The sequence below is a fragment of the Ruegeria sp. HU-ET01832 genome (genome assembly GCF_040371315.1).
In the GTDB taxonomy this organism is placed as follows: domain Bacteria; phylum Pseudomonadota; class Alphaproteobacteria; order Rhodobacterales; family Rhodobacteraceae; genus Ruegeria; species Ruegeria lacuscaerulensis_A.
Window position 1 is genome coordinate 270,065 of the sequence record NZ_BAABWL010000005.1, and the last position, 25,380, is coordinate 295,444.

Annotated in this window: 33 protein-coding genes and 1 tRNA gene; 17 read left to right on the forward strand and 17 right to left on the reverse strand. The window is 56.8% G+C overall.

The annotated features are described in order from the left end of the window. Positions 1–94: 94 nt before the first annotated feature. The 3 genes from ABWV79_RS16375 to nthA are packed head-to-tail and all read right to left on the reverse strand — an operon-like array spanning position 95 to position 1,718. The gene (locus ABWV79_RS16375) at positions 95–433 is read right to left on the reverse strand and encodes a nitrile hydratase accessory protein (RefSeq protein WP_353393252.1); all 339 of its coding nucleotides are present in this window, start codon (positions 431–433) and stop codon (positions 95–97) included. Then, a complete protein-coding gene (gene nthB / locus ABWV79_RS16380; RefSeq protein ID WP_353393254.1) occupies positions 430–1,107 on the reverse strand; it encodes a nitrile hydratase subunit beta in 678 nt (225 codons plus the stop codon). Before nthB ends, ABWV79_RS16375 begins: the two co-directional genes overlap by 4 nt. Then, complete coding sequence (gene nthA, locus ABWV79_RS16385; protein WP_353393256.1) at positions 1,104–1,718, reverse strand: nitrile hydratase subunit alpha; 615 nt, start codon at positions 1,716–1,718, stop codon at positions 1,104–1,106. Before nthA ends, nthB begins: the two co-directional genes overlap by 4 nt. Positions 1,719–1,868: 150 nt before the next feature. Here nthA and secG point away from each other — a divergent pair, with 150 nt between their 5' ends. The 10 genes from secG to ABWV79_RS16435 all read left to right on the forward strand — a co-directional run bounded on the left by secG (position 1,869) and on the right by ABWV79_RS16435 (position 10,101). Beyond that, positions 1,869–2,234 (forward strand): preprotein translocase subunit SecG, encoded by a 366-nt coding sequence (secG, locus tag ABWV79_RS16390; protein ID WP_170353144.1) that lies wholly within the window; start codon positions 1,869–1,871, stop codon positions 2,232–2,234. Between the two features lie 161 nt (positions 2,235–2,395). Next, positions 2,396–4,039 (forward strand): CTP synthase, encoded by a 1,644-nt coding sequence (gene pyrG / locus ABWV79_RS16395; protein WP_209196629.1) that lies wholly within the window; start codon positions 2,396–2,398, stop codon positions 4,037–4,039. Between the two features lie 94 nt (positions 4,040–4,133). Beyond that, positions 4,134–4,910 carry an isocitrate lyase/PEP mutase family protein gene (locus ABWV79_RS16400; protein WP_353393258.1) on the forward strand — a complete coding sequence of 259 codons (777 nt, stop codon included), beginning with the start codon at positions 4,134–4,136 and terminating at the stop codon, positions 4,908–4,910. 123 nt (positions 4,911–5,033) lie between these two features. Beyond that, positions 5,034–5,483, forward strand: a complete 450-nt coding sequence (locus ABWV79_RS16405) for a tellurite resistance TerB family protein (protein WP_170352760.1) — start codon at positions 5,034–5,036, stop codon at positions 5,481–5,483. Between the two features lie 20 nt (positions 5,484–5,503). Beyond that, complete coding sequence (locus tag ABWV79_RS16410) at positions 5,504–5,941, forward strand: tellurite resistance TerB family protein (RefSeq protein ID WP_353393260.1); 438 nt, start codon at positions 5,504–5,506, stop codon at positions 5,939–5,941. Beyond that, positions 5,938–6,690: a phosphate/phosphite/phosphonate ABC transporter substrate-binding protein gene (locus ABWV79_RS16415; protein ID WP_353393262.1), complete on the forward strand. Its 753-nt coding sequence runs from the start codon at positions 5,938–5,940 to the stop codon at positions 6,688–6,690. Before ABWV79_RS16410 ends, ABWV79_RS16415 begins: the two co-directional genes overlap by 4 nt. A 125-nt stretch (positions 6,691–6,815) precedes the next feature. After that, a complete protein-coding gene (locus ABWV79_RS16420; protein ID WP_170352758.1) occupies positions 6,816–7,592 on the forward strand; it encodes an ABC transporter ATP-binding protein in 777 nt (258 codons plus the stop codon). A gap of 32 nt (positions 7,593–7,624) precedes the next feature. Then, positions 7,625–8,338 carry a transporter substrate-binding domain-containing protein gene (locus ABWV79_RS16425; RefSeq protein WP_170352757.1) on the forward strand — a complete coding sequence of 238 codons (714 nt, stop codon included), beginning with the start codon at positions 7,625–7,627 and terminating at the stop codon, positions 8,336–8,338. Positions 8,339–8,410: 72 nt separating this feature from the next. After that, positions 8,411–9,298, forward strand: coding sequence for an ABC transporter permease (locus ABWV79_RS16430; RefSeq protein ID WP_170751365.1), 888 nt, complete (start codon positions 8,411–8,413; stop codon positions 9,296–9,298). Beyond that, positions 9,295–10,101: an ABC transporter permease gene (locus ABWV79_RS16435; RefSeq protein ID WP_353393264.1), complete on the forward strand. Its 807-nt coding sequence runs from the start codon at positions 9,295–9,297 to the stop codon at positions 10,099–10,101. The genes ABWV79_RS16430 and ABWV79_RS16435 overlap by 4 nt, the downstream gene beginning before the upstream one ends. Before the next feature lie 78 nt (positions 10,102–10,179). On the opposite strand, the gene ABWV79_RS16440 is transcribed toward ABWV79_RS16435, so the two are convergent. Both ABWV79_RS16440 and ABWV79_RS16445 read right to left on the reverse strand, forming a co-directional pair. Beyond that, positions 10,180–10,256, reverse strand: a tRNA-His gene (locus ABWV79_RS16440). A gap of 47 nt (positions 10,257–10,303) precedes the next feature. Further along, positions 10,304–10,786, reverse strand: a complete 483-nt coding sequence (locus tag ABWV79_RS16445; protein ID WP_353393266.1) for a GNAT family N-acetyltransferase — start codon at positions 10,784–10,786, stop codon at positions 10,304–10,306. A gap of 77 nt (positions 10,787–10,863) precedes the next feature. Here ABWV79_RS16445 and ABWV79_RS16450 point away from each other — a divergent pair, with 77 nt between their 5' ends. Beyond that, positions 10,864–11,052, forward strand: coding sequence for a DUF6324 family protein (locus ABWV79_RS16450; RefSeq protein WP_170352754.1), 189 nt, complete (start codon positions 10,864–10,866; stop codon positions 11,050–11,052). 4 nt (positions 11,053–11,056) lie between these two features. On the opposite strand, the gene ABWV79_RS16455 is transcribed toward ABWV79_RS16450, so the two are convergent. After that, positions 11,057–11,488: an MmcB family DNA repair protein gene (locus ABWV79_RS16455; RefSeq protein WP_170750566.1), complete on the reverse strand. Its 432-nt coding sequence runs from the start codon at positions 11,486–11,488 to the stop codon at positions 11,057–11,059. Positions 11,489–11,602: 114 nt separating this feature from the next. Here ABWV79_RS16455 and ABWV79_RS16460 point away from each other — a divergent pair, with 114 nt between their 5' ends. Beyond that, complete coding sequence (locus ABWV79_RS16460) at positions 11,603–11,923, forward strand: ArsR/SmtB family transcription factor (RefSeq protein WP_353393269.1); 321 nt, start codon at positions 11,603–11,605, stop codon at positions 11,921–11,923. Then, positions 11,920–12,345, forward strand: a complete 426-nt coding sequence (locus ABWV79_RS16465; RefSeq protein ID WP_170352751.1) for an SRPBCC family protein — start codon at positions 11,920–11,922, stop codon at positions 12,343–12,345. Before ABWV79_RS16460 ends, ABWV79_RS16465 begins: the two co-directional genes overlap by 4 nt. Positions 12,346–12,559: 214 nt before the next feature. Here the strand turns inward: ABWV79_RS16465 and ABWV79_RS16470 are convergent, their stop codons facing one another. From ABWV79_RS16470 to ABWV79_RS16490, 5 genes are all read right to left on the reverse strand, one after another. Then, on the reverse strand, positions 12,560–12,865 hold the full coding sequence (locus ABWV79_RS16470) for a hypothetical protein (RefSeq protein WP_170352750.1): 306 nt from the start codon (positions 12,863–12,865) through the stop codon (positions 12,560–12,562). A gap of 56 nt (positions 12,866–12,921) precedes the next feature. After that, on the reverse strand, positions 12,922–13,404 hold the full coding sequence (nusB, locus tag ABWV79_RS16475) for a transcription antitermination factor NusB (protein ID WP_170784329.1): 483 nt from the start codon (positions 13,402–13,404) through the stop codon (positions 12,922–12,924). Beyond that, on the reverse strand, positions 13,401–13,952 hold the full coding sequence (locus ABWV79_RS16480; RefSeq protein ID WP_170352748.1) for a 6,7-dimethyl-8-ribityllumazine synthase: 552 nt from the start codon (positions 13,950–13,952) through the stop codon (positions 13,401–13,403). The genes nusB and ABWV79_RS16480 overlap by 4 nt, the downstream gene beginning before the upstream one ends. A 2-nt stretch (positions 13,953–13,954) precedes the next feature. Continuing rightward, on the reverse strand, positions 13,955–15,076 hold the full coding sequence (ribB, locus tag ABWV79_RS16485; RefSeq protein WP_353393272.1) for a 3,4-dihydroxy-2-butanone-4-phosphate synthase: 1,122 nt from the start codon (positions 15,074–15,076) through the stop codon (positions 13,955–13,957). Between the two features lie 103 nt (positions 15,077–15,179). Continuing rightward, positions 15,180–15,767, reverse strand: a complete 588-nt coding sequence (locus tag ABWV79_RS16490; protein WP_353393274.1) for a riboflavin synthase — start codon at positions 15,765–15,767, stop codon at positions 15,180–15,182. Positions 15,768–15,907: 140 nt separating this feature from the next. Here ABWV79_RS16490 and ABWV79_RS16495 point away from each other — a divergent pair, with 140 nt between their 5' ends. From ABWV79_RS16495 to ABWV79_RS16505, 3 genes are read left to right on the forward strand one after another with little or no spacing between them, the layout of a single operon-like run. Then, positions 15,908–17,254: a capsule polysaccharide biogenesis protein gene (locus ABWV79_RS16495; RefSeq protein WP_170352745.1), complete on the forward strand. Its 1,347-nt coding sequence runs from the start codon at positions 15,908–15,910 to the stop codon at positions 17,252–17,254. Between the two features lie 32 nt (positions 17,255–17,286). Next, positions 17,287–18,417, forward strand: a complete 1,131-nt coding sequence (locus ABWV79_RS16500; protein WP_170352744.1) for a polysaccharide biosynthesis/export family protein — start codon at positions 17,287–17,289, stop codon at positions 18,415–18,417. Beyond that, positions 18,417–20,414: a capsule polysaccharide biogenesis protein gene (locus tag ABWV79_RS16505; RefSeq protein WP_353393452.1), complete on the forward strand. Its 1,998-nt coding sequence runs from the start codon at positions 18,417–18,419 to the stop codon at positions 20,412–20,414. The genes ABWV79_RS16500 and ABWV79_RS16505 overlap by 1 nt, the downstream gene beginning before the upstream one ends. On the opposite strand, the gene ribD is transcribed toward ABWV79_RS16505, so the two are convergent. The 6 genes from ribD to ABWV79_RS16535 form a co-directional block, all read right to left on the reverse strand. Continuing rightward, positions 20,411–21,511, reverse strand: a complete 1,101-nt coding sequence (ribD, locus tag ABWV79_RS16510) for a bifunctional diaminohydroxyphosphoribosylaminopyrimidine deaminase/5-amino-6-(5-phosphoribosylamino)uracil reductase RibD (RefSeq protein ID WP_353393276.1) — start codon at positions 21,509–21,511, stop codon at positions 20,411–20,413. The genes ABWV79_RS16505 and ribD overlap by 4 nt on opposite strands. Next, positions 21,508–21,978 (reverse strand): transcriptional regulator NrdR, encoded by a 471-nt coding sequence (gene nrdR, locus ABWV79_RS16515; protein ID WP_170352743.1) that lies wholly within the window; start codon positions 21,976–21,978, stop codon positions 21,508–21,510. The genes ribD and nrdR overlap by 4 nt, the downstream gene beginning before the upstream one ends. A gap of 121 nt (positions 21,979–22,099) precedes the next feature. After that, positions 22,100–22,513: a secondary thiamine-phosphate synthase enzyme YjbQ gene (locus ABWV79_RS16520; RefSeq protein WP_170750550.1), complete on the reverse strand. Its 414-nt coding sequence runs from the start codon at positions 22,511–22,513 to the stop codon at positions 22,100–22,102. 17 nt (positions 22,514–22,530) lie between these two features. Beyond that, positions 22,531–22,935 carry a hypothetical protein gene (locus ABWV79_RS16525; RefSeq protein WP_353393279.1) on the reverse strand — a complete coding sequence of 135 codons (405 nt, stop codon included), beginning with the start codon at positions 22,933–22,935 and terminating at the stop codon, positions 22,531–22,533. Between the two features lie 78 nt (positions 22,936–23,013). After that, positions 23,014–23,556, reverse strand: coding sequence for a DUF4166 domain-containing protein (locus tag ABWV79_RS16530; RefSeq protein WP_353393281.1), 543 nt, complete (start codon positions 23,554–23,556; stop codon positions 23,014–23,016). Next, on the reverse strand, positions 23,557–23,994 hold the full coding sequence (locus tag ABWV79_RS16535; protein WP_353393283.1) for a thiol-disulfide oxidoreductase DCC family protein: 438 nt from the start codon (positions 23,992–23,994) through the stop codon (positions 23,557–23,559). 303 nt (positions 23,995–24,297) lie between these two features. Between ABWV79_RS16535 and ABWV79_RS16540 the strand changes: the two genes are divergently transcribed. Continuing rightward, complete coding sequence (locus ABWV79_RS16540) at positions 24,298–25,317, forward strand: AraC family transcriptional regulator (protein ID WP_170352738.1); 1,020 nt, start codon at positions 24,298–24,300, stop codon at positions 25,315–25,317. The last annotated feature ends 63 nt before the right edge of the window (positions 25,318–25,380 follow it).

Genomic DNA, 25,380 nt, shown 5'->3' on the forward strand with positions numbered 1-25,380 from the left:
TATTTTTAGCCAGATGAAGAGCGGATCCCCTGCTTCATCTGGCCCCAAATACCTCGGGGGAGTCCCCCGGAACGGGCGGCGGGGGCAGAGCCCCCTACCCGCTTTGCCGTAAATACACAGGTTGCCCGTGCGGCGTTGTCAGATACGCCTCTTCCCACGCTGACTGCAGGTTCGATATCTCATCGGATGCAGCCGCACCCTGTTCGTCAAGCAAGTCCTCAAGCGTCTCCAGCCACGCGTTGAAATAGTCATCGCCCCCGTCAAGCTCTCGTTCAAGACCGTGTTGTTTGAGGGTGCGTGAGAACATACTTGCCCAATCGGGCCAGTCGAATCGCCCGGCCTCGTTTAAGGCTACGGTCACGGCAAAAACCTGCGCGTGCCAAGGCTCAGAGAAGACAGGTTCAGGGGCGCTGAGGTTTGGGCAATTGGTCATGCCGGCTCCAGATAGCTTTGCCACAGGTCCAGTACGACCTCATCCCTTGGGTTCTCCGGGTCCGCCCACAATTCTGACGCCGAGAAAACCACTGCATAGAGAGGTTCCGGCGCTTCGCCCAAACCATGCGCGCTGGAATCCGGCAGAACATGGGTGCCATGCAGACGCAGAATGCGCCCTGTTGCGCCAGAGGCGTAAATCGGTAGGCGCGTGTGCCCGCCATCGACCTTACGATTGGCCGCAGGGTGGGCGGTGCGCACCTGTTGCCCGATCTCGAACGCGACCGGCACGTCCGACGGGCGATCTGCCGGGCCGCCCTTGGCAAGCGCGGTAGCCACCGCCTCAGCCTTCAGCATCCGTGCGGCCAAAGGGTGCGGATCGTCTGAGCCCGCCTCTGACAAATCCTCGCAAGTCAGAACGCCCTTTTCCACCAACAGATCGGCAAGGCCGGAGATCCACTTTTCATAGTAGGAGAACCGAGCATAATCCTTGGGCGACAATCTCTCTCGGGCGTGCCGGGAAGTATCGATGTTCCATTGCCCCAAAAACCCGGCGGCCAAAGTCACTGCCAGCGCCCGCCCATGCCAATCCTCGGTAAAGACCGGGGCGTCGTTGAGCTCGGGATTAATCGGCCCACCCCCGAAACGGCCCCCCATATCGTGCACGCGGGTCATGCGGACACCTTGGGCAGGCCGGTGCCGATCATACTGTCGCGGGTCACAAGCGCGGCCAGGGCATCCTCGTCCAGACCTTCGGTGCCTTCGGGGCGCATCGGCAGGACCAGATAGCGAATCTCGGCCGTTGAATCCCAAACCCGCACGGCTGTCTCAGCCGACAGGGTAACGCCAAACTCGGCCAACACCTTACGCGGTTCGCGCACAGCGCGGGCACGGTAAGCGTCAGACTTGTACCAGCCCGGAGGGATTCCCAGCAGCGGCCAAGGGTAGCAACTGCAAAGCGTGCAAACGACCATATTGTGCTGTTCGGGCGTGTTTTCGACCACCACGATATGCTCGCCCTGACGGCCATAGAACCCAAGATCGGCGACAACGGGCGTGGCGTCTTCAATCAAAGCACGTTTGAAATCCGGGTCCAGCCAAGCCTTTGCAACAACCCGTGCCCCGTTCTGAGGGCCAATCTTATTCTGGTAGGTATCAATGATCTCATCCAGCGCCGCCGGATCGATCAACCCTTTGCGGGTCAGAATCGTCTCAAGCGCCTTGACCCGCAGGGCGGGTTCGGGTGGCAAAAGGGCGTGCGGGTGGTCGTGATCGTCATGAGGCATGGCGGCAGGGTGCGCCAGCTTTCGCCGATCTGTCCAGTCCCTTTGCTGTGATAGGACACATCATGGGGTGTGATGCAAAGTCCTGACTTGCCCCCGGAACCAAACTTGCATAAGTACCACGCGATACACGCCACGCTGTACAGGACCACCATGGAAAACGTCGTTCTCATCATCCATCTTCTTCTGGCTCTGGGCCTGATCGCCGTTGTTCTGATGCAGCGGTCCGAAGGCGGTGGCCTGGGTATGGGTGGCGGCGGTGGCGGCGCCATGACCGGCCGCGCAGCAGCGACTGCGTTGGGCAAGGTCACATGGATTCTGGCAGCGTGTTTTATCGTCACCTCGATCACGCTGACCATTCTCGCCGCGCAAAAATCCTCGGGCAGCTCGGTCATCGACCGTCTGGGCGTTCCGGCGCCTGCCCCGGTCGAGGAAAGCACACCGGCGGTTCCGTCGGCGGATGATCTGTTGCCTCCAGCGCAGGGCGACAACGCGCCGCTGATCCCGCAAGCGAACTGATCCACAAAACCTAGAAATCTGAAAGAGAACTGCAACAGCATCTTGCGGTTCTCTTGCGCTTTGGGCGCGAATCCTTTATGTGTGAAGTCCCGTGATGCAGCGGTTTTTCGTAAACCGTCGGGCAGCTGATTTTGACGTCTCACGGGAGCTAGCCGAACAACATGGCGCGTTTTATTTTCATCACTGGTGGTGTGGTTTCGTCCTTGGGCAAGGGGCTGGCTTCGGCGGCTTTGGGCGCTTTGTTGCAGGCACGGGGCTACTCGGTTCGCTTGCGTAAGCTGGACCCTTATCTGAACGTCGATCCCGGCACGATGTCGCCGTTTGAACATGGCGAAGTGTTCGTCACCGATGACGGGGCCGAGACCGATCTGGACCTTGGCCACTATGAACGCTTCACAGGTGTTGCTGCTCGCAAGACCGACTCGGTCAGCTCGGGTCGGATTTATTCGAATGTGCTCGAGAAAGAACGCCGCGGAGACTACCTCGGCAAGACCATTCAGGTGATCCCGCATGTCACCAATGAGATCAAGGATTTCATTGCCATTGGCGAGGATGAGGTCGATTTCATGCTGTGTGAAATCGGCGGCACCGTGGGCGATATCGAGGGCCTGCCCTTCTTTGAGGCCATCCGTCAGTTCAGTCAGGACAAGCCGCGCGGTCAGTGCATGTTCATGCACCTGACGCTGCTGCCCTACATCAAGGCCTCGGGCGAGTTGAAAACCAAACCGACCCAGCACTCGGTGAAGGAACTGCGGTCCATCGGTCTGGCACCGGATATTCTGGTCTGCCGCTCGGAAGGCCCGATTCCGAAGAAAGAACGTGAAAAGCTGGCGCTGTTCTGTAACGTCCGCCCGGACAGCGTGATCGCGGCGCAGGATCTGTCGACCATCTATGACGCTCCGCTGGCCTATCACCGCGAAGGTCTGGATCAGGCGGTTCTTGATGCGTTCCAGATCAGCCCTGCCCCCAAGCCCGATCTGGCGAAGTGGGAAGATGTCAGCGACCGCATCCACAACGCCGAGGGCGAGGTCAAAGTCGCTATCGTCGGCAAATACACTCAGTTGGAAGACGCCTATAAGTCGATCGCCGAGGCGCTGACCCACGGCGGCATGGCCAACCGTGTCAAGGTCAAGGTCGAATGGGTCGATGCCGAGGTCTTCGATACTGAAGACGCCGCCCCGCATCTTGAGGGCTTCCACGCGATCCTCGTGCCCGGTGGTTTCGGCGAGCGTGGAACCGAGGGCAAGATCAAGGCGGCGCAATATGCGCGCGAGCATAAAGTGCCCTATCTGGGTATCTGTCTGGGAATGCAGATGGCCGTAATCGAAGCCGCCCGCAACGCTGCGGGCATCACCGAGGCCGGGTCCGAGGAATTCGACCACGAGGCTGGAAAAAAACGTTTTGAACCCGTGGTGTACCACCTGAAAGAATGGGTACAGGGCAACCACAAGGTCGAACGCAAAGTCGGCGACGACAAAGGCGGCACCATGCGTCTGGGCGCTTATGATGCGGTTCTGGCAGATGGGTCCAAGGTGGCCGAGGTTTATGGCGGCTCAAATATCGAAGAACGCCACCGTCACCGCTATGAGGTCGACATCAAATACCGCGACAAGCTTGAAAAAGCGGGCCTGAAATTCTCGGGCATGTCACCCGATGGCCGTCTGCCCGAGATTGTCGAATGGTCCGATCACCCATGGTTCATCGGCGTTCAGTACCACCCCGAGCTCAAGTCAAAACCGTTTGATCCGCACCCTTTGTTTCGCGATTTCGTCCGCGCAGCCAAGGACACTTCGCGCTTGGTCTAAGTCACCTTAACGTGACGGGTGTTTCGGATTTTTATGTTCGAAACACCTGTTTACAGGGTTAACTGTCCGTGGAACACGAGACAGGAGACCGGCCATGACCGATCAGATCAAACAAGCGGAACGTTTCGCTGCCCTGCACCAAAAAGGCACACCGGTGATCCTTTACAATATCTGGGACGCGGGTAGCGCCGGTGCCGTGCGCGATGCCGGTGCCAAGGCAATTGCGACAGGCAGTGCACCGGTCGCAATGGCTCAAGGGTTCGGCGATGGTCAGAATATCCCGATGGACTTTGCGCTGGATAACGTCCGTCGCATCGTCTCAGCTGTCGATTTGCCTGTGACCTTGGACTTCGAAGGTGCCTATGCCGAAAGCCCTGTAGCAATTGCGGCCAACGTCCAGCGTGCATTGGAAACTGGGGTCGTCGGCTTTAACTTCGAAGATCAAATTGTTGGAACCAATGACCTCTATGACATAGAAACCCAGGCCGCGCGGGTGGCTGCAATGCGTGAAGGAAGCGACGTGGCGGGCGTTCCGGCTTTCATCAACGCCCGAACAGATTTGTTTTTGAAAGCCAAGCCAGAAGAGCATGACAATGCGATGTTGGATGAAGCCATTGCTCGGGCCAGTGCCTTTGCAGATGCAGGGGCAAGCGGGTTCTTCGCGCCGGGTCTTAAGGACGAAGGATTGATCGCCCGACTTTGCGAATCGACCGAACTGCCGGTGAACATTATCGCATTGCCCGGAACGCCTGATACGGCGACTCTGGCCTCGCTTGGTGTGGCACGTATCAGCTATGGCCCCGTGCCCTATCGCCAAATGCTGCGCTGGTTGCAGGAACAAGCAAGCGCGGCATTACAGCAAGGCGGCTGAAAACCGAGTTTTGTTGGCGCTTTTTCGCGTATTGTGATCGTCAATGGTGGTTTGATGATCACGGATGGCTATGACAGGTAGTCCGTGCTTGGCGGGCTACCAAATATGGAATAACCTCGCGATATGTTGAAAAAGTTTTTTCAGGCGTTCCGACCGCCACAACACGACAATTTGCCTGACCCTGATGCAGAGCTTGCGCTAGGGGCGCTGATGGTGCGCGTGGCGCAGGCGGATAGGGACTATAAGCTGGAAGAAATCAGCCTGATCGACCGCATTCTGGCGCGGTTATATCAGCACAACGCGATCGAGGCCGCCAAAGTTCGCGCAACCTGCGAGAAACTGCACGCCGCCGCCCCTGAGACGGACACATTCGGCAAGCTGATCCGTGAGACCACCGATCTGCATGAACGTCTCGCCGCCTTGGACGCACTATGGGAAGTCGTTTTGGCGGATGGCAGTTCGGACGAAGGCGAAATGAAAATCGTTGAAGAGGCCCGGATTGCGATGGGTCTAAGCTATAATGACAGCCAAGCCGCCCGTGGCCGCGTGCAAAGACGCTTGGAAGAGACCTGACGGCGCTTTATATCTGGCGCATGTTTAGTGATTTTCTGTCCCGCCTGACAAACCCGCAGCCCGATCCGCTGCCCGATCATGATGCGCGCCTGGCGCTTACGGCCCTTTTGGTGCGGATCGCACGTTCTGACAATGACTATGCCGATAGCGAGATGTCCCGCATCGACCGGATATCCATGGAACGCTATGGCCTGTCCCCTTTCGAGGCCGCCGGTTTGCGCGCCCGCGCTGAAGATCTTGAAGCCGAGGCACCGGACACTGTGCGTTTTACACGTGCCATTAAAGAAGCCGTTGTCTATGATGACCGGCTCGCGGTCGTTCAGGCCCTGTGGTCGGTTGCTTTGGCAGATGGACACCGGACAGGTGAAGAAGATTCGCTCTTACGACTCGTGGTAAGTCTTTTGGGCGTCAGTGACGTAGACTCGGCGCTTGCCCGACAGAAGGCCGCTAAGTCGTGATCGCTGCGCTGGGCATGTATGACTTGCCCAGCCTGCGGCCGGCAAACGACCGCTACTGGTCGTTGATTCGCTCAGCTTTGGGTTACGGCCCGGTTGAACTTACACGCGATGCGGAACCCTGGGATATCTGGCTAAACCCTGACTTGTTGTTCGCGCAGGCCTGCGGTATGCCTTTTCGCACGCGGCTATATGGTCACGTTCAGTTGGTTGGTACGCCCGATTATGGTCTGTCTGGCTGTCCACCGGGTCATTATCGATCGGTATTTGTGGCACGCGCACGGGATTCACGCGGGCTTGCTGACCTTTCCCGAGGTACCTTTGCCTATAACGAGACGACGTCTCAGTCCGGTTGGGCAGGTCCCTTGGTTCATCTTGAAAAAATGGGATTGTGTCCTCTATCCGGTCTGGAAACCGGATCTCACGCCATGTCGGCCCGCGCTGTGGCCGAAGGCGAAGCCGATTTTGCGGCACTGGATGCGCTCACGTGGTTGATGCTGAAAGAACATACAAAACTGGGAACGGAACTGCGCGATGTCGACGCGACAGAACCTACCCCTGCCTTGCCCTATGTCACCTCGGGCACAAAGGACGCGACCGCTGTCGCCAAAGCTGTCCGACACGCAATCAACGCTCTGCCGCCCCGCGACCGCAATGCTCTGCATCTGCTGGACCTGATCACCATACCTGCGCAAGACTATCTTGCTATTCCAAACCCCTCTCCGAACATGGTCAAGCAGCTTATTCCCTGACCGATTTGACCAGAACGTCTGGTCAATTTGACGGTTTCGCCCCCCAATCGTGTCATTTGCGCATTGCATTGAGCTGAAATTTAAGCCCTAGTACCGCACCAACACCAACAACACTCAGGTCGCCCGTGACAGATTCCACTCCGGTCATCGAGATCAAAAACCTACACAAGAGTTTCGGCAATCTTGAGGTGCTGAAAGGGGTGGATATTACGGCAAGACGGGGCGACGTCGTATCGCTGATCGGCTCGTCTGGGTCCGGGAAGTCAACCTTGCTGCGCTGCTGCAACCTGTTGGAAGACAGTCAGCAGGGCGAGATTTTGTTCAAGGGCGAACCCGTGCGCTGGACAGGTAGCGGCCATCACCGCCGACCCGCAGACCCTAAGCAGGTTCTGCGTATCCGCACGAACCTGTCGATGGTTTTCCAGCAGTTCAACCTGTGGTCTCACATGACCATTCTGCAAAACGTGATGGAAGCCCCTGTTACCGTTTTGGGGCGTGACAAGGCCGAGGTTGAGGACAGCGCCCGCAAGTATCTGGAAAAAGTGGGCATTGGCGACAAGTGCGATGTCTACCCGGCCCAGCTTTCTGGCGGCCAACAACAGCGCGCTGCTATCGCACGCGGACTATGCATGGAGCCTGAAGCCCTGTTGTTTGACGAACCGACATCGGCGCTGGATCCCGAGTTGGAGCAAGAAGTAATTAAGGTGATCAAGGATCTGGCCGCCGAAGGGCGTACTATGATCATTGTGACCCACGACATGAAGATGGCGGCTGATATCTCAAGCCATGTCGTCTTTCTGCATCAGGGCCTCATCGAAGAAGAAGGTCTGCCGGAGGACATCTTCACCACCCCTGAATCCAAGAGGCTTCAGGGCTTTCTATCCGCCACACAGGCGGCCTAATAAACGGACAGGACCAAACTGGGGAGTAACCAATGAAAAAACTGATTCTGACCACAGCAGCCCTGGCGCTCGGCGCTGGTATGGCAATGGCGGACACCGTCCGTCTTGGCACGGAAGGCGCCTATGCTCCGTGGAACTTCGTCAACGATGCTGGCGAAATCGACGGGTTTGAGCGTGAGCTGGGCGACGAGCTGTGCAAACGCGCTAACCTGGAATGTGAATGGGTCAAGAACGATTGGGATTCGATCATCCCGAACCTGGTGTCGGGCAACTACGATGCCATCATCGCCGGTATGTCGATCACCGACGAACGTGACGAAGTCATCGACTTCACCCAAAACTACACGCCGCCGGATCCGTCTGCTTATGTTGCGATGTCCGATGGCGTTGATCTTGCCGGTGGTGTGATCGCTGCGCAGACCGGCACCATTCAGGCGGGCTATGTCGCCGATTCCGGCGCGACTCTGGTCGAATTCGCCAGCCCCGAAGAAACAATCGCAGCCGTTCAGAACGGTGAGGCGGATGCAGTCCTGGCGGATAAATCCTTCCTGGCGCCCTTCACCGAAGACGGCTCGGGCATGGTATTCGTTGGTGACGAAGTGCCGCTGGGTGGCGGTGTCGGTATGGGCATCCGCGAATCCGACGGTGAGCTGAAAGAAAAGTTCAACACGGCGATCCAATCCATGAAGGATGACGGCAGCTTGAACGCGCTTATCACCAAATGGGAAGTGTCTTCGACCTTCTAATCCAAACCTCAGCGGAGCGCCCGATCACAGGGCGCGCCGCATCTGAGCCCTTGCAAGTCAAAGAGGCCCGCCATTTTCTCGTTCTGCACTGATCCCGAAACGCTCGGCACGGTCCGTTGGTTCTCCTGTTACCTGACCAACGGTGTCCATTGGCTGTTCTACCTGTCCTTCTTCAAGGTTCTGCTGCTGCTGGCAATCACCGCGCCTGTGGCATTGGGGTTTGGCTTTCTTGGAGCGATGGCGGCCCGATCTCATTTTTTGCCGCTGGCATGGCTTGGCAAAGGCTACATCGCCGTCGTGCGCGGTGTCCCTGACATTGCCTTTTTCATGTTCTTCGTAATCGCTTTGGATCAGGCGTTCGAATGGACGCGACACAAAGTTCTGTGCCCCGAATGGACGGACCCGGTTAGGCAAGGCAATGATTTTATCGTCTGTCAGGCTGCGAAATTGCCGCTGGGCACATCCCCTGAATGGGTCCACGAAACCTATGGGTTCTTTCTGGCCGTTATTACCTTTTCGATCGTTTTTGGTGCCTTTGCAGCGAACGTCTTGTTTGGCGGTATGCGCGCGGTTCCCCATGCACAACTAGAGACGGCCGCTGCTTATGGCATGACAAATCGCCAGACCTTTTGGCGCGTTCTGGTTCCTCAGATGTGGGTTTATGCCCTGCCCGGCTTATCCAACCTTTGGATGGTGTTGATAAAGGCCACGCCGCTTCTGTTCCTGCTGGGCATCGAAGATATCGTGTACTGGGCACGTGAGCTGGGCGCGATCAAGAACCCGAAATTCACCCAATACCCCCATGGTGACTGGCGTATGTGGTACTTCCTTGCTCTGCTGGTGTTTTACCTTGGAATGACCCGTGTGTCCGAGATTGGCCTGGAACGACTGATGCGCCGACTGTCGCACGGTCAGGCCACCTCAGGCGGAGAGTTGCTGCGTAAGGAGACGACGGCATGAGTTGTCTTCAGACTATTCAGGATTACGGCCTGCGTTCGATCGGGATTGGTGAGCGGTTGCTGCCACGCGATGGTTTCACGCTATGCGAACATTTCACCCTGATCGGCTCGGGCATGATCTGGAATATCTATTTCGGCATCATGGCGCTGATCACCGGGTTCTTTCTGGCCACTGCACTGGCCATGGGAAAAGCGTCGACAAAGAAATGGCTGCGCAAACCTTCGGAATGGTTCATCTTCCTTTTCCGAGGCTCGCCACTGTTTATCCAGTTTTTCTTTGCCTATTTCTTCTTCCTCTCCCTCAAACAGAATTTTCCCTTCCTTGACGCCCTGACATCCGCTTGGTTGGGCGCGCTAATCGTGCTGTTCTTCAACACGGCAGCCTATTCGGGCGAGATCTTCTATGGCGCGCTACGTTCGATCCCCAAGGGCGATATCGAGGCCGCAGACGCCTATGGCATGACCGGCTGGCCACGGTTCCGCCGCATCATCTGGCCCACCATGCTGCGGCTGGCTTGGCCTGCCTACACCAACGAGGCGATTTTTCTGTTCCACGCAACCACGCTGGTCTTCTTCTCGGCCTTCCCGGTCTGGCAGCAGCGCGGGGACGCTCTGTATTACGCGGGATATTTCGCGGACAAGACTTTCAATCCGTTTGTCCCCTACCCGATTCTGGCCTTTTATTTCATCTTGCTGACTCTGGCCGTGATCTGGGGATTTGGAATGGTCAACAAGCGTCTGAACCGGCATCTGCCGGTTGCCAAACGCAGTAAAATGAAACTGAGGCTGAATCTGGTGCGCTGACCCCGGCGCACCTTTTCGCAACACAACACGCGCACGGCTCTGCCCTGTGCGTTTCGTTTTTCGCGTTTTTCGAGGAAATGGTACCGCCTCCCTGGCTTGAACAGGGGACCTCTGGATCCACAATCCAGCGCTCTAACCAACTGAGCTAAGGCGGCACTCGTGAGGGGCGATTTACCGAACGCGCCGGGGGAATGCAAGAGGATTAAAGCCGAATTTTCCAGCTTTGTTCGACAAGATCGACCCCAAAGGAATGCACTGGTTTGCTGTCCGTCAAATGCCACCCTTCAGCTTTGTAAAGCGCGCAAGCCGCCCTATGGCTTTCATGGGTCCATAGTGACATTTGCGTGAAACCAACAGCACGCGCGTGGTTCATACAGGTGCGCAACAAGCGTTTGCCAAGCCCCTTCCCCCTCGCCTCTGGCACCAGGAAAAAAAGCCGCAGTTTCGCTGTGTCCTCATCTAGCCGGACACAAAAAATACTCCCAAGGCGATCACCTGCCTGCTCGGCCACCCAACCGCATTCGCATTTGGGGTCATGACTGGCCACGAACTCGTCAAGTATGTTGTGCACCAACCGGGCAAAGCTTTTGTCGAACCCTTCATCGCGCTCGTATAGGATTGCGTGCTGCTCTACCAACCAAGGCACATCTGACGCACGAAAGAGTCTGATTTCTACATCGTTCATACTGTATCTGAGCGCATCTCTGTCTTGATTCTCAAGTCTTTGCGCGCTAGCACAGACCCTCATCCCCGGAGGCGCAAATGAGCATCAACACCGAACGTGACATTCAGGCAAATCTGCAGATCGGCCCAACCGATCGAGGTATGGTACGTCTGTTCATTGAGGCGGATGGCGTCGAGATTCCGATGGACTTTGAACCGGACGAAGCCGAAGAGATAGCGGAAGAAATCCGTGCTGCTGCTCAGGCTGCTCTGGCTGTTAAAGGCTGAAGTATCAAAGCCTTGGGTCGCGCAACGCGTGTAGTCTCCGGGCCGCATCTGTGGCGAATTTCTGGATCATCTTTTTGCGACGTGCTGGTGCCAGTTTATCCTCGGGTGCCATTCGAACTATTTCAGCATCGTAGGCATCGGCGATAATTAGCCCCGTCTCAGGCGGCAACAGCTCGGTCGGAAAATCTGTATCCACGGCCCAGAAAAACCGATCACACCACTCCAAATAGCCCTGCCACTTGGAATCCGATTGGTAATCGGCTCGGCTGGATTTGCATTCCACTACCCACAATTCACCCTTGGGGCCCAACCCCATAACGTCCACACGCAACCCGCGCGCCGGCACGAATTCCTCAACAGAAACAAAACCGTGCGCGCTGAGATGACGCGCCACGCCGCGTGCTAGCTTCTGGCCGGGTTGTAGATCCAATGTCATTGGGAAAATGTGAACAATTCGTGAACAAATTGCAAGGGTGAGATTACCGTTGACATGATACCATATGGTATTGAATAAATATAAAACCAAATGGTATCGAATATGGGGAAACGGATGCCTGACCAAATCCAAAACGCGTTTCGCGCGCTTGCGGACCCCACGCGCCGGGACATCGTTCAGATGCTTGCATCGCAGGATATGACAATCGCGCAACTGACAGATTGCTTCGACATGACCCGAGCGGCCGTCAAGAAACACCTGACCGTGTTGTCGGACGGGGGCCTCATCCGGGTCGAAGCTCGGGGGAGAGAACGCATCAACCGTCTTGAACCCAAGGGAATGGCCCCTGTTCTGGATTGGTTGAGCTTCTTTGATCAGTTCTGGGACGAGCGCCTTCGCACCTTGAAAGAAGCCATTGAGAGGAAAGAGACATGACCAAAGCAGTTTTGCAAAAGACCATCTTCCTGCGCGCCGAACCGGACACCGTCTGGGCCTATCTGACCGAACCGGAACATCTTGCCGAATGGTTTCACAAGCCCGAACGCCCACTGGCAGCAGGACAAAGACTTGAGATGTTCGGGACCACAAGTGGCGATCTATTGATCTGGGGAGAGGTGCGTGAGGCGCGCAAACCGCAGTATCTTGAATATACCTTCACGGTGAAACCGATGGGGGACGCTGTCAGCGTGGTCAAATGGACGTTAGAACCCGTAGACGGCGGCACGCGATTGTCATTGGAGCACGAAGGCCTGCCACAAGGCGCAGAGGCTTTCGGCCTAATCCTGGCCCTGGACAACGGGTGGGACGAGCATTTCGGCAAGATGCGCAAAGCCCTGCACGAGACTGTTGACGCTTAACCCCTTGTGCCAGCCCGCCAGACGCCCTAACTAAGCGCTTGGCGGGTTCTGCCCTTCTTGTGACTGGTAGCATTCTGGTGGCCTTAAGCAATTCCGAGGGGGCTGGCTCTGTTCAGGTCCTGGCCTGATTACCTGGCGCCCACCTGTACATACAGGTCCTCGGGAATCACACCGCACGGTTGACTGGTGGTCCCGCCACAATTTTCTAAAATTATCAGCGCTCTGCGCGTGAGCCTTGCTTGGCCAGCACAGGTTTGAACACATTAACGACGGGTGATCCACGGCGCGGACCACCGGGCCTTTCCGCCATGCTCATGATCTTGTAGGCGAACTGGACACCTGCAAAAACGATGCCGTTCATGAACCAGATCATGACGAGTGCCACCAACCCAACATCCGAACCCCAAATCAACCCGCGCAGATTGGCCACGTTCACAGCCAACAGCACGCCGACAAATACGGCCGAGATCACAAATCCCCAGATAACCTGAGTGATATAAAGACGGATGAGCTTGGGCATAGCGGCACTCCTTGTTTGGTCACAAGCGTAGCCTTCGGATGCTCTGAGTAAAGGCGTCAGAACGCCTCGGGCTGAGCCTCGCGCGCCATGTGGTCCAGTACAGCGTTTACGAATTTCGGCTCTTTGCCTTCGGGGAAAAAGGCGCGGGCCACGTCAACGAATTCGGTGATGACCACTTTGGGCGGTGTGTCACTCTGGGTCAGTTCGGCCCCGGCGGCGCGGAAAGCGGCGCGCAGAGTGGGGTCGATACGTGCGATGGGCCATTTGGCCACCAGCGCGCGGTCGGTCATCTGGTCGATGGGGGCCTGATAGTTCACGGCGTCCTCGACCAGTTTGCGGAACAGGCGGATATCGCCGTCCAGCATCTCTTCCCCCTCATAAACGGCACCAAACCGGTGATCCAGAAACTCGGTCACGACTGCTTCGGTCGTCTGGCCTGACTGCTCCATCTGGAACAGCGCCTGCACGGCGTAAAGCCGGGCGGCGGATTTCATCAGGCGTTTCTGGTTGGCCGGTTTCGGCGCGTCTGTCTGGGTCATGCTGTCGTGGATCCGTTGCTGTCGCCCGCCACAAGGATGGACTCGGACGGCGGCTTGAAGCCCACGCCCTTTTTGGAAGAGCCCCACTTACGGCTGAGCGCGATCAGATGCAAGGCCGCAGCGGCTGCCCCGCCCCCTTTATTCATCTTTTCTGGATTGGCGCGAACCTCGGCCTGTTCGTCGTTCTCGACGGTCAGGATGCCGTTACCAATCAGCAGGCCCTGTAGGCCCATCAACTGAATGGCGCGACTGGAATCGTTGCACACCGTTTCATAATGCGTGGTCTCGCCGCGAATAACGCAGCCCAGCGCGACATAGCCATCATAGTTGCACTGCCGGTCAGCCATGGCGATGGCGGTCGGAATCTCCAACGCGCCGGGAACCTCGACCACGTCACAAGTGCCGCCCGCCGCCTCGATCTCGGCCTTGGCGCCAGCGACCATGTTGTCGGCAATGGCACGATAGAACGGGGCCACCACCAGCAGCAGTTTCACCGGGTTGTCGAATGTCGGGGTCGGCAGGACGCCGTGTTTGTCTTGTTCAGCCACGATCAGTCTTCCTTGAGGATGGAACGGGTGCCGACGATGGACAGGCCAAACGCGTCGAGCCCCAGATATACGGTTTCGGGCGAGTCGGTCAGCAGCACCAGCTCGTGAATTCCCAATTTGGACAGGATCTGAGACCCTAGTCCTGTTTGTTTGATGGTCCGAGGGCCTTCATCCTCGACCGCATAAAGCGAGTTGCGCGGTTGGCGGAACAGACAGACGACGCCGCGCCCCTCTTCGGCGATCTTCTCCATCGCACGCGGCAGTTCGCGCGAAGATTTAGGCCCGAGGCCCAAGATATCCGGCGCTTCGTGCAAAGCATGGGTGCGGGTCAGAACGGGCTCGGGCGTGGTGATGTCGCCTTTGATCATGACCACATGTTCGATGCCATGAAGCTGGTCAGTGAACAGCCGCATTTCCCATTCGCCACCATATTCCGAATTGACGGTTTCACGAGACGTCTCAACCACCAGATTGTCATTGCGGGATCGATAGGTGATCAGGTCGCTGATCGTACCGATTTTCATGTCATGGGTTTGTGCGAATTCCACCAGATCGGGCAGACGCGCCATTGTGCCGTCGGGCTTCATGATCTCGCAGATCACGCCCGAAGGGTTCAGCCCGGCCAAGCGCGAGATATCAACCGCCGCCTCGGTATGGCCCGCACGCACCAGCACCCCGCCCCGCTTGGCGCGTAGGGGGAAGACATGGCCCGGGGTGGCAATGGCCGCCATCGTGTTTTGTTCATTGATGGCCGTCGCAACAGTCAGGGCGCGGTCAGCGGCGGAAATCCCGGTCGACACACCTTCGCGTGCCTCGATCGACACGGTGAACGCGGTTTCATGACGCGAGGAATTGTTCACCGCCATCATCGGCAGGCCCAGCGCATCCACCCTTTCCGCGGTCATCGGCAGGCAGATCAGTCCGCGCCCATGGGTGGCCATGAAGTTGATCGCCTCGGCATCCGCAAACTCGGCGGCGATAATCAGATCGCCTTCATTCTCACGGTCTTCGTGGTCGACCAGAATATACATCCGGCCTTTGCGCGCCTCTTCGATGATCTCTTCAATCGGGCTGATCGCGTCGCGCAGTTGTGCCTCGACGGGTCCGGGGGTTTCAAAGCTCATTGGGCAGCCTTTCGCAGAGCGTGTTTGCACGGGTGGATAGACCACCCCGCGCGCAAAGACCAGTCTGCAAACGTCCCGAACCGGTCAGAACGCGGCGTTTAACTCAGGACATTTCTGCCAAGCGGGCAACGTAACGGGCCAGCGTGTCGATCTCGAGGTTGACTTTGTCTCCAATCGCAACATCGCCCCATGTCGTAACCTCTTTGGTGTGAGGGATGAAGTTGATACCAAAGTCACTGCCGTCCACATCGTTGACGGTCAGAGACGTCCCGTTCAGCGCAACCGAACCCTTGGGTGCGATAAAGCGCGCAAGATCCTTGGGCGCGCGCAAGGTCACACGGGTACTGTCGCCTTCATCCTCGATAGCAACGACCTCGGCGACTCCGTCCACGTGCCCAGACACGATATGACCGCCCAACTCATCCCCGACTTTAAGAGCGCGTTCCAGATTGACATTTTTGCCGACCGACCAGTTAGACAGGTTCGTCTTGGATACCGTCTCGGCACTGATCTGAACATCATACCAGTCGTCCCCCAAGGCGATGACGGTCAGGCACACCCCATCGCTTGCGATTGAGGCACCTATATCGATGCCGGATGTCTTATAGGCGGTCTTGATCCGCGCCCGCAGGTCGCCCTGTTGGTCAAGTTCGACAATGGTGCCAACATCGGTGACGATACCTGTGAACATTTCCTTTACCCTTCGGTTCCTAATATTCCATCCAGTCTACTTGTCGAGGTAAGCGCATCGGCGGTTCCGGGCAAGGCCCGCCTTGCCGGACGCAGCACAAAAAGGCATAAATTTCTCACCAACGAGCAAGAGCAGCACCAATGCCACCACTCACAAAAGGCTCTGAGCGCCGTGTTTTCCTGTTTCTACAGGGACCGCACGGACCGTTTTTCAATGCACTCGCACGCGTGCTGCGCAAAACAGGTGCCGAGGTTCGGCGTGTGGGCTTCAATGCCGGTGACCGCGCGTTCTGGTTCGACCGTGCAAGCTATATTCCCTTTACCGACCGTCCTGAGCAATGGCCTGAAAGTTTCCGCGGGCTGACTGAGACGCTTGGTGTGACCGACCTCGTCTTATACGGCGACGCACGCCCAATACATGCCCAAGCAATCAAGATTGCCAGCGAACGAAACATAACCGTGCATGTGTTCGAAGAAGGTTATCTGCGTCCGTGGTGGGTCACTTATGAACGCATGGGATCGAACGGGAACTCTCGCCTGATGTCGCTTACGATCCCGCAGATGGAACAGGCCCTCGAACGCTCGGACACTCAGGATCCCCCGCCGCCCTCGCATTGGGGCGACATGCGACAGCACATCTTTTATGGTGCGCTTTATCATTGGTTTTTGTTGTTCCTCAATCAGAGGTATCGCAACTTCCAGCGGCACAGAGAGCTGCCAGTTTCCAAGGAATTTAAGCTATATTTCAAACGGCTTATGCTGATGCCCTTTCACCGCTTGCAACGACGCTGGGCGACGTTTCGCGCTCGCAGCAGCGGTATGCCATATCATCTTGTGCTGCTGCAATTGGGGCATGACAGCTCGGTTCAATCGCATTCCGACTATTCCAACATGTCAGAATTTCTGGAACAGGCCATCAAGGGCTTTGCTGATGGGGCACCGCGTCACCACCAGCTTGTCATCAAAGAACATCCGCTTGAAAACCACCGAGAACCCCTGAACCGCAGAACCCGTCAAATCGCCAACACCCATTGTGTCGGCGACCGTGTCCACTATGTGCCGGGTGGAAAGCTTGCGCGGCTGTTGAACGAGGCGAATTCCGCTGTCACCATCAACTCGACCGCCGGACAGCAAGTTTTGTGGCGCGGAATTCCGCTGCGCAGTTTCGGGCGGTCCGTCTACAACAAGCCCGAGTTCATCTCGGGACAGACATTTGCCCAGTTTTTTGGCAACCCCAACCCTCCTGACACGGCCGCGTATCAGGCTTATCGCCAGTTCCTGCTTAAAACCTGTCAGGTGCCCGGAGGGTTTTACTCCAGACGCGGTCGGCGGCAGTTGCTGCGGCGTGTAACGGATATGTTGCTTGCCCAATGCGACCCCTATGAGACACTGCTGTCGGGTAACGCGGCGCAGACGCCACAGTTGAAGATCGTTGAAGGAAACAAACGGCTTGATGCTGGAAGTCAACGCAATGACAAGCTAACTTAAGACAAACAAAAGAAGACTGAGGATATTCGGCAGTGCAGTGCTTTCCGCTCCAATGGGCACGGGGATTTTTCCTTGTTGCCGTTTTTGGCTTTTTGGCCGGGTGTCAGCTTCCCAAATCTGGCCCAAGCAAGAATGAAATTTTGGCTGGCTCAGTTCAGAATGGTGGCAATGCGTTCATAGTCGAAGTGGATGATCGTATCACCGAGGTCACGTCCGCTGTTCCCCAATTCGGGTTTTCGCAGTCTTTCCTCAGCGCGCCAAACCTGGCCGCCGATACAGTGCGCCCCGGTGACTCTCTGAGCCTGTCGGTCTGGGAGAACGTCGATGACGGGCTGCTTTCTTCAGATATCGGCGGCGCGACGACGCTGGATCAAATTCAAGTGGACAGTGAAGGGTTTATCTTTGTTCCTTATGCCGGTCGTGTCAGGGCCTCTGGGAATACCCCCGAACAGCTGCGCCAACTGATCACAAGCAAACTGCAAGACCAAACACCAGATCCACAGGTCGAGGTCCGGCGGACAGCCGGAAACGGTTCAACCGTTACGCTGAACGGCGAGATTGGCTCGCCAGGTATATATCCTATCGAAAGCCCGACCCGCACTCTGGCTGGCATGTTGTCCCAAGCCGGAGGCGTTTCAGTCGGGTCTGACATCGCACTTGTTACCGTTATTCGGGGCAATCAACGGGGAACGGTCTGGTACAATGACCTGTTCACCAATCCAAAGCTGGATATCGCACTGCGCGCCGGTGACCGCATATTGGTCGAGGCCGACAGTCGGTCTTACGTCGCCCTAGGGGCTACCGGACAGTCACGTGTTGCGTTCGACAGTCAAGATTTGACTGCACTCGAAGCTTTGGCCCAAGTCGGAGGGCTACAGTCCCTGTCCTCGGACCCTACCGGCATCTTCGTGCTGCGAAACGAACGACAGGACATTGCCCGTTCGGTCATGGGACGCTCGGACTTGCAGGGCGAACAGCGGGTGATTTACCTGCTTAACCTTACTGCACCAAACGGCTTGTTCGTAGCCCGTGATTTCGTCATCCGCGACGACGACACGATCTACGTTACCGAAGCGCCCTATGCGCAGTGGAGCAAGTCGATATCGCTGATCGCGGGCGGGCTTACACCGCTGGCCAACGTCACGACCCTGACAGGCGGGTGATGTCGGTTGCGGCGATGGCCGAGGAACAGCGTTCCCGCCTGCGTGTCTACAATGGCGGTTTCCTGACCAATCGCCGTATTCGTCGCATTCTTAAGCTTGCGGGCTACGACATTCGGCTGGGTCCAGCCAAAGACGGAGACACCGTTGCCATATGGGGCAACAGTCCAACCGCCCACCGCGGCTTGAATATCGCAGAAAAACACAAATCCCCTGTCTTGCGTGTCGAAGATGCTTTTCTGCGATCTTTGCATCCTGGTCGGGATGGCGAACCGCCGCTAGGCCTATTGCTGGACCGGTCCGGTCTACACTTCGACCCTATGCGCCCATCCGATCTTGAGACTTTGCTGGCGACGCACCCTTTGGATGATACGGCCCTGCTGAACCGGGCGCGCGGTGCGATTGCGCGGATGAAGGAACTGCATCTCAGCAAGTATTCGGGGTTTGAAGTCACTAAGTCTCTGCCGGCGCCGGGGTATGTGTTGGTTGTCGATCAGGCCCAAGACGATGCATCGGTTACTGCCAGCAAAGGCGACGCGGCCCGGTTCCGCGAAATGTTGGTCATGGCGCAAGAAGAGCACCCAGGCGCGCGCGTGTTGATCAAAACCCACCCCGAAACCATTAGTGGCCATCGCAGTGGGTATTTCACTGATCTGGACCAATCAGGTCGTGTCGCTTTGTTTGAAGACCCGATCAGCCCGTGGGACTTGCTTGAAGGTGCAGTGGGCGTCTACACCCTGTCTTCGCAATTTGGGTTCGAGGCAGTTTTGGCAGGCCACAAGCCCCGCGTCTTTGGTCAACCCTTCTATGCGGGCTGGGGCCTAACGCAGGACGAAGAATACCTGCCCCGCCGTCAGCGCAGCCTGACGCCAGCCCAGCTTTTTGCGGCCGCCATGATCCTTTATCCTACTTGGTACGACCCCTACAGGGATCAGCTTTGCGAATTGGAAATGGTTCTGGATACGTTAGAGGCGCAGACCCGCGCATGGCGTCAGGATCACGCGGGCTGGACCGCCTCGGGGATGCGTTTGTGGAAACGTCGTCATCTTCAAAGGATGTTTGGGCGCGAGACCAAAATTCGCTTTACCAAAAGCGCTCCTCCGTCTTCCGAAAAACCACATATGGTTTGGGCCAGTCGAGCCGAAGGGCAAGAGAGTGTTGTTAGGATCGAGGATGGTTTCCTGCGGTCCCGTGGTTTGGGCGCTGCCTTGGTTCCGCCCGTCTCGCTGGTCGCCGATGATCTGGGTATATATTACGACCCGACGCGAGCTAGTCGGCTTGAACAGCTGATCGCCCAACGGGAAACTCTGCGCCCGGATCAGGAGCTGCGCGCAGACAGGTTGGTCGAGAAAATCACCTCGGGGCAGATCAGCAAATACAATATCGGCGGCCTAGTACCGGACTTGCCCAAGGGGCATCGCATTCTTGTACCCGGACAAGTAGAGGACGACGCCTCGATAGTGTTAGGGACCGGAACGATCCGTACCAACCTTGAACTGTTACAGATGGTACGGGACAAGAACCCGGACGCTGTTTTGATCTATAAGCCCCACCCAGATGTCGAGGCCAGTCTACGAGACGGTGCGATAGATGCCGACGGCCTCGCTGATGTCATCGTACGCGATACGGATCCGGCCCAGCTTTTGCCTCAAGTCAATGAAGTCTGGACAATGACTTCTTTGCTTGGGTTCGAGGCGCTAATCCGCAACCTGCCTGTGACCACTGTCGGTGCCCCCTTCTATGCGGGTTGGGGGTTGACGCAGGACCTCGGCACCGTCCCGGCCCGGCGTGGCGCACGTCCCACAGTGTTGGGTTTGGCCCATGCCGCGTTGATCGACTACCCGCGGTATCTGGACCCGATCACAGGCAACCCCTGCCCGGTCGAGGTCGCGCTGCAGCGCCTGACCGACCGTGAAGGAATCAAAGGGCCGCCGATGTTACGATTGCTATCTAAGTTGCAGGGCGCCTTTGCGACACATGCTCATCTATGGCGACGCTAGCGCAGTGACCGCCGCCAGCGATGCATGACGTCGGGGCCAACAGCGCGCGTTTCCATCAATTCAAACCGGGGGGCTGCGTCCAGCGTCTCCAGTCCCAATGCTCCGATCCCTGGCAAACCTTCTGCACCGATGGTCAGACCCGCGCTAAATCCGACCAGTTCGTCAACCAGATCCTGCGCCAACAAAGATGCCGCCAACGCCGAGCCGCCTTCGCAGAAAACACGTGTCAGCCCCGCCTGCCCCAGTTGTTGCAACATATCCGCAGCATCAATCTGGTGATCTTGCAATGCGCAAGGGATCAATTTGGCCCCTAGCCCCTCCCATGCCCGGGCCCGCTCGGCATCGGGGGCATGGCCGTGGCACAGCCAAACCGGAACTTGCTTGGCGGATCGGGCGAGTTGGCTCATCAATGGGATATCAAGATGGCGCGAGACAACGATACGGACAGGTTGCTGCGCCACACCAAGATTACGGACGGTCAGTGAAGGGTCATCGGCCCGCGCAGTACCTGCGCCGACCATAACCGCGTCGTGACGCGCGCGCATCGCGTGGACTTCTCGCCGCGCCTGCGGACCGGTGATCCACTGGCTATGACCACTGGCCGTCGCGATCCGGCCATCGAAACTGTTCGCCAATTTAAGGGTTATGAACGGGCGCCCCTGCTCCATCCGCAAGAAAAAACCTGCGTGGTCACGTTCGGCCTGCGCGGCCAAAACACCTGTCGTGACTTCGATGCCGGCTTCGCGCAATTTGGCGAAGCCCTGCCCCGCAACACGCGGATCACTGTCCTCGACCGGTGAAACCACGCGCGCAACCCCCGCTGCGATCAGCGCATCCGTGCAAGGAGGGGTTTTCCCATGATGTGCGCAAGGCTCCAGCGAGACATAGGCCGTCGCGCCTTTGGCCGTTTCACCAGCCTGTGCCAACGCAACGGTTTCCGCATGCGGTCGTCCGCCGGGTTGGGTCCAACCTCGCCCAATAATCCGACCATCGCGCACGATAACACATCCCACCGAGGGGTTTGGCCAACACGTGCCTTGACCGCGTTGCCCCAAAGACAGGGCCAACGCCATGTATCGTTTATCTGTGTCGTTCACTCGTCAGACGAAGGCTGCGGCGGGCGCAGTTCGTGGACAAACTCCTCGAAATCATCGGCCGCCTGGAAATTCTTGTACACGCTTGCAAAGCGCACATAAGCAACCGTGTCAATGCGCGCCAACGCTTCCATGACGATCTCGCCAATTTTGTTCGACGGGATATCGGTCTCACCCATGCTTTCAAGGCGGCGCACAATCCCCGAGATCATCTGATCAATACGTTCGGGGTCGATTGGTCGTTTCTGCATCGAGATACGGATAGACCGTTCCAGTTTGTCGCGGTCAAAATCTTCCCGTTTGCCATTGGTTTTGATCACAACCAGATCACGTAGCTGCACCCGTTCATAGGTCGTGAAACGTCCGCCACACGCAGGACAGAACCGGCGCCTGCGGATCGCGACATGATCCTCTGCGGGGCGTGAATCTTTTACCTGAGTGTCAATATTTCCGCAAAACGGGCAGCGCATCCGCCGTCTCCTCGTCCCTAATTCCGCCTCCAATTGTAAGCGCTGTGGCTTACTTATCCACAACTATAGGGCAGCCGCTAGGATTTGGGTAGTCGGAATTTTTCACCGCAAGATAAAGGGGTCACGCGAAATGCGCAGCGACCTTTCGGTGGTGGGGCGCTGAACGATGTTCAAACAAATAGATCCCTTGCCATGTGCCCAGAGCCGGACGGCCACTTGCCACTGGGATCGTCAATGATACCGGCAGCAAGGCAGCCTTTATGTGTGCTGGCATGTCATCTGGGCCTTCATAAGTGTGCCGTAAATAGGACATCGATGGATGATCCGAGGGCGGAACCAGCCTCTCAAAGAAAGCACTCAGGTCAGTTTGCACCTCGGGATCCGCGTTCTCTTGTATCACCAGAGAACAGGACGTATGGCGCACAAACAACGTCAGCAGCCCGTCGCGTTTGACCGAGTTTAGCCAGTTACCTACGTCCGGGGTGAATTCATATAACCCCGGTCCGCGTGTCGAAATAATAAACTCGGTCTGCAACAGGTGCTCATTCTCGCTTAGTCGTCAAAGATTTGCCGACGATAGCACAGTGCGTTCGCACTCTGAACCGATCTGCTTTGACCAGCAACAAAGCCGACGTTGATTGACCTGACGTTCAAATCAACACCAGGCGGAGGACTGACGGAAAACTGCACAGCAGTCCGGCGTCCAGTTGCTTCGCTGGGTCCATAACCGCGCACTACATAGATCGGCTGTTTCCAACCTGCGCCCAAAGTCCTGCGGGCATAATCGGCAGCGGCACACCAATACCCATCAACATCATTGCGCCCACGCGGGATCACTTCGTAGACGTTGGCATTGACCGAGACCGTCTGAAACCCAAATCGCGCAAAGCCAGCGGCCGAAAGCGGTGTAGTCAGAACAAATGCGGCAAGCGCAGCGTAAGTCATAACCTGTTTCATAATCATACTCTTTCCTGTTACGAGGTAAGACTGGAAACAGTATAACCCGCCCAACGGCAAAGCGGGTTCACGATCAATTCAGCCCACGTCCTGTTTTGCGTGATCAGCTGTTAGCCATCCGTGATATCGGATCAGCAAACCCAAAACAGGCATCTGGGCGGACACATCAAACCGAAAGCGCCCTTCGTCATCCTGCCACTCAAACGTATTAGACCTGGGTACTATGAGCTTTGGGCACGGGATTCCCCACAAGCGTAACCGGTGCAGATGAATAGACAACTGCCCATCGAAAAGCACGGGTTTCAGCCACAAGGTCAATGGGCCCATCCGCTCGAGTACGTAGCCTGACCTATAGCCGATCCGCGACCTGGTCGTCTGGCCGTTGAAATTCCTGACCCATATCCATGCCCTGTCCCGTTTTGTTACGGATAAAGAGACAGGAACATTGCGGCCACCAGTGGGGAACCTTCCAAGCCACAAAGCCATATGAACCAACAGGCCGCGGCCACGCTCAATATCACAGAAACCCGAATAGGTTCCCTGACTGCCGTGCAGGTGCCGCAAGGCGTCGGGCAACACTGACTGCGCCGGCAACGCTTGCCAAAACGGATCAGGTTGCATCTAGTACCCTTTGGGAAGAAAGCGCGACATTAGATCTTTGTCCGGAACCAAGCAGGTATCAGCCCGACCAAACAAGGCATATCTGTTGCGCGCCAAAACGTGATACATCGGGTCCTTAACCACCCCAGGCAGATATTTGCACAGGGACACGACGGGCCACATCCCCGGCAGAGCCTGCATGGCTGCAGCAAATGCATCCAACCGTTGATAAACTTGACCGTTCAACACGACGAGGTTCGTTTCAAAATCCTGTGTCGGTAATTTAAGATCTGAATAGAGATTTCGCCCCAACTCGGACTGCGCAGTTACAAACTTGAACCTTTGCGCCCTATCCCGTTTCAGCATGAAACGAAAAAAGCCGGTGCACAGCACGCATTCGCCATCAAACACAATAAAATCTTGGCTCTTAACCAATTCGTCCAATGCAATGTCGTGCATCTTAAAATCGCCTTTGCCGTAATTTCCACCAAAGTGACACCGCAAACACGACGCCACAATGCGACACAGGCAACAGCAGGAATGGGCGTGCCGGGGAGCCACAGTATGCCTGCTCGAATTATCGTCTGGGCTCTGGCCCCATCCCCAAAAAGGCGCTGACCCGGCAACGTGACAGAAATACGGGTTTGCCGCCCAAAGCGCATGTGACTTTTTGCCAACGTTTTACGGATTTATGTCACGGCGGATGCGTCCCACACCTCTCAGCAAGGGTGCAAACAAACAGATATCGCGATAAGATACTGCATGGACGTCGATATCTCACGTATTCAGCTTTTGACGCGCATGCTTGATCACAAGACACAGAATCCTGCTGTCACAGATCGAGTATTGGAAAAATGTAACATACAGCGCGATGACATCACGGTTTCTGCGGGCACTTGTAGCGCCCACACAGAAGCCCTCTTTGCCAGATATGCCTGCGATATTCTTGAGGACCCGACTTTTGCCGCAGCGGCCGGGTTAGAATACCGATCTTCCTCAAGCCTTACCGCATACATCAGCAAATACTCGCGAGATTTGAAACAAGTTCTAGAAAATACCTCGCGTTTTCACGGGATCATTGACCCGGCTCTGATGTTCAGTTTGCGCGTCGCAGGGAATTTCGCGTCGATCGAGGCTGAATGGAAAGATGCCAGCTTTGCTCGATACCACAGACGCACAGAGTTTTTAGTATTTGCAGGTCTGGCACGAATGCGAAACCTGACTCAGATTGATTTCTTCCCAATGGAAATACGTTTTCAACATGAAACAGGAGGCAATCGGACCGCCTACCAAAAGCTTGCGGGTTTTCCAGTCATCTTTGGGGCGGAACGAATTGAAATCGTGCTGGCACTATCATCGCTTGATCTACCTGTCCCAACTTATGACCCCAAGCTGCGCGCGCATTTGTTGGAATACGGAGACCGAGTCATCGCAGAACACCGACAGCCCAAGCAAAAACTACGTGCTCGGGTTGAAGGCTTGATCACCCGCTCTCTGCCCGGAGCGATCATTCAGGCGGATGACGCTGCCGCCAACCTTGGCCTCAGCGCGCGCACCTTTGCACGTCGTCTTAAAGACGAAGGAACCAGTTATCGCGAGATTGTCGATGACCTGCGTTGCGATCTGGCGCAAACATTTATCACAAACGGCATGCCCTTGTCTGAGATCGCATTTTCACTTGGTTACGCTGATCAACCAGCGTTCTCGACAGCATTCAAACGCTGGACAGGTCAGGCACCCAGCACATTCCGCAGCAGACTGGATTTTACTTCCGGGGCCTGAGACCGGGGGTCATCGGCACCGTCGCCTCTCCCCGGCCCGTCCCATGAGTGGACAAAACGGAAA

Coding starts and splice junctions, on each gene's coding strand:
- ABWV79_RS16465 (WP_170352751.1), top strand. CDS start 11,920: ATGACCAAAGCAGTTTTGCAAAAGACCATCTTCCTGCGCGCCGAACCG.
- ABWV79_RS16490 (WP_353393274.1), bottom strand. CDS start 15,767: ATGTTCACAGGTATCGTCACCGATGTTGGCACCATTGTCGAACTTGAC.
- ABWV79_RS16400 (WP_353393258.1), top strand. CDS start 4,134: ATGACCGATCAGATCAAACAAGCGGAACGTTTCGCTGCCCTGCACCAA.
- pyrG (WP_209196629.1), top strand. CDS start 2,396: ATGGCGCGTTTTATTTTCATCACTGGTGGTGTGGTTTCGTCCTTGGGC.
- ABWV79_RS16425 (WP_170352757.1), top strand. CDS start 7,625: ATGAAAAAACTGATTCTGACCACAGCAGCCCTGGCGCTCGGCGCTGGT.
- ABWV79_RS16470 (WP_170352750.1), bottom strand. CDS start 12,865: ATGCCCAAGCTCATCCGTCTTTATATCACTCAGGTTATCTGGGGATTT.
- ABWV79_RS16375 (WP_353393252.1), bottom strand. CDS start 433: ATGACCAATTGCCCAAACCTCAGCGCCCCTGAACCTGTCTTCTCTGAG.
- ABWV79_RS16455 (WP_170750566.1), bottom strand. CDS start 11,488: ATGACATTGGATCTACAACCCGGCCAGAAGCTAGCACGCGGCGTGGCG.
- ABWV79_RS16535 (WP_353393283.1), bottom strand. CDS start 23,994: ATGCACGACATTGCATTGGACGAATTGGTTAAGAGCCAAGATTTTATT.
- ABWV79_RS16460 (WP_353393269.1), top strand. CDS start 11,603: ATGCCTGACCAAATCCAAAACGCGTTTCGCGCGCTTGCGGACCCCACG.
- ABWV79_RS16450 (WP_170352754.1), top strand. CDS start 10,864: ATGAGCATCAACACCGAACGTGACATTCAGGCAAATCTGCAGATCGGC.
- ABWV79_RS16435 (WP_353393264.1), top strand. CDS start 9,295: ATGAGTTGTCTTCAGACTATTCAGGATTACGGCCTGCGTTCGATCGGG.
- ABWV79_RS16445 (WP_353393266.1), bottom strand. CDS start 10,786: ATGAACGATGTAGAAATCAGACTCTTTCGTGCGTCAGATGTGCCTTGG.
- ABWV79_RS16525 (WP_353393279.1), bottom strand. CDS start 22,935: ATGAAACAGGTTATGACTTACGCTGCGCTTGCCGCATTTGTTCTGACT.
- nthB (WP_353393254.1), bottom strand. CDS start 1,107: ATGACCCGCGTGCACGATATGGGGGGCCGTTTCGGGGGTGGGCCGATT.
- ABWV79_RS16530 (WP_353393281.1), bottom strand. CDS start 23,556: ATGCAACCTGATCCGTTTTGGCAAGCGTTGCCGGCGCAGTCAGTGTTG.
- ABWV79_RS16405 (WP_170352760.1), top strand. CDS start 5,034: ATGTTGAAAAAGTTTTTTCAGGCGTTCCGACCGCCACAACACGACAAT.
- ABWV79_RS16495 (WP_170352745.1), top strand. CDS start 15,908: ATGCCACCACTCACAAAAGGCTCTGAGCGCCGTGTTTTCCTGTTTCTA.
- ABWV79_RS16410 (WP_353393260.1), top strand. CDS start 5,504: ATGTTTAGTGATTTTCTGTCCCGCCTGACAAACCCGCAGCCCGATCCG.
- ABWV79_RS16505 (WP_353393452.1), top strand. CDS start 18,417: ATGTCGGTTGCGGCGATGGCCGAGGAACAGCGTTCCCGCCTGCGTGTC.
- nusB (WP_170784329.1), bottom strand. CDS start 13,404: ATGACCCAGACAGACGCGCCGAAACCGGCCAACCAGAAACGCCTGATG.
- ribB (WP_353393272.1), bottom strand. CDS start 15,076: ATGAGCTTTGAAACCCCCGGACCCGTCGAGGCACAACTGCGCGACGCG.
- ABWV79_RS16540 (WP_170352738.1), top strand. CDS start 24,298: ATGGACGTCGATATCTCACGTATTCAGCTTTTGACGCGCATGCTTGAT.
- secG (WP_170353144.1), top strand. CDS start 1,869: ATGGAAAACGTCGTTCTCATCATCCATCTTCTTCTGGCTCTGGGCCTG.
- nrdR (WP_170352743.1), bottom strand. CDS start 21,978: ATGCGCTGCCCGTTTTGCGGAAATATTGACACTCAGGTAAAAGATTCA.
- nthA (WP_353393256.1), bottom strand. CDS start 1,718: ATGCCTCATGACGATCACGACCACCCGCACGCCCTTTTGCCACCCGAA.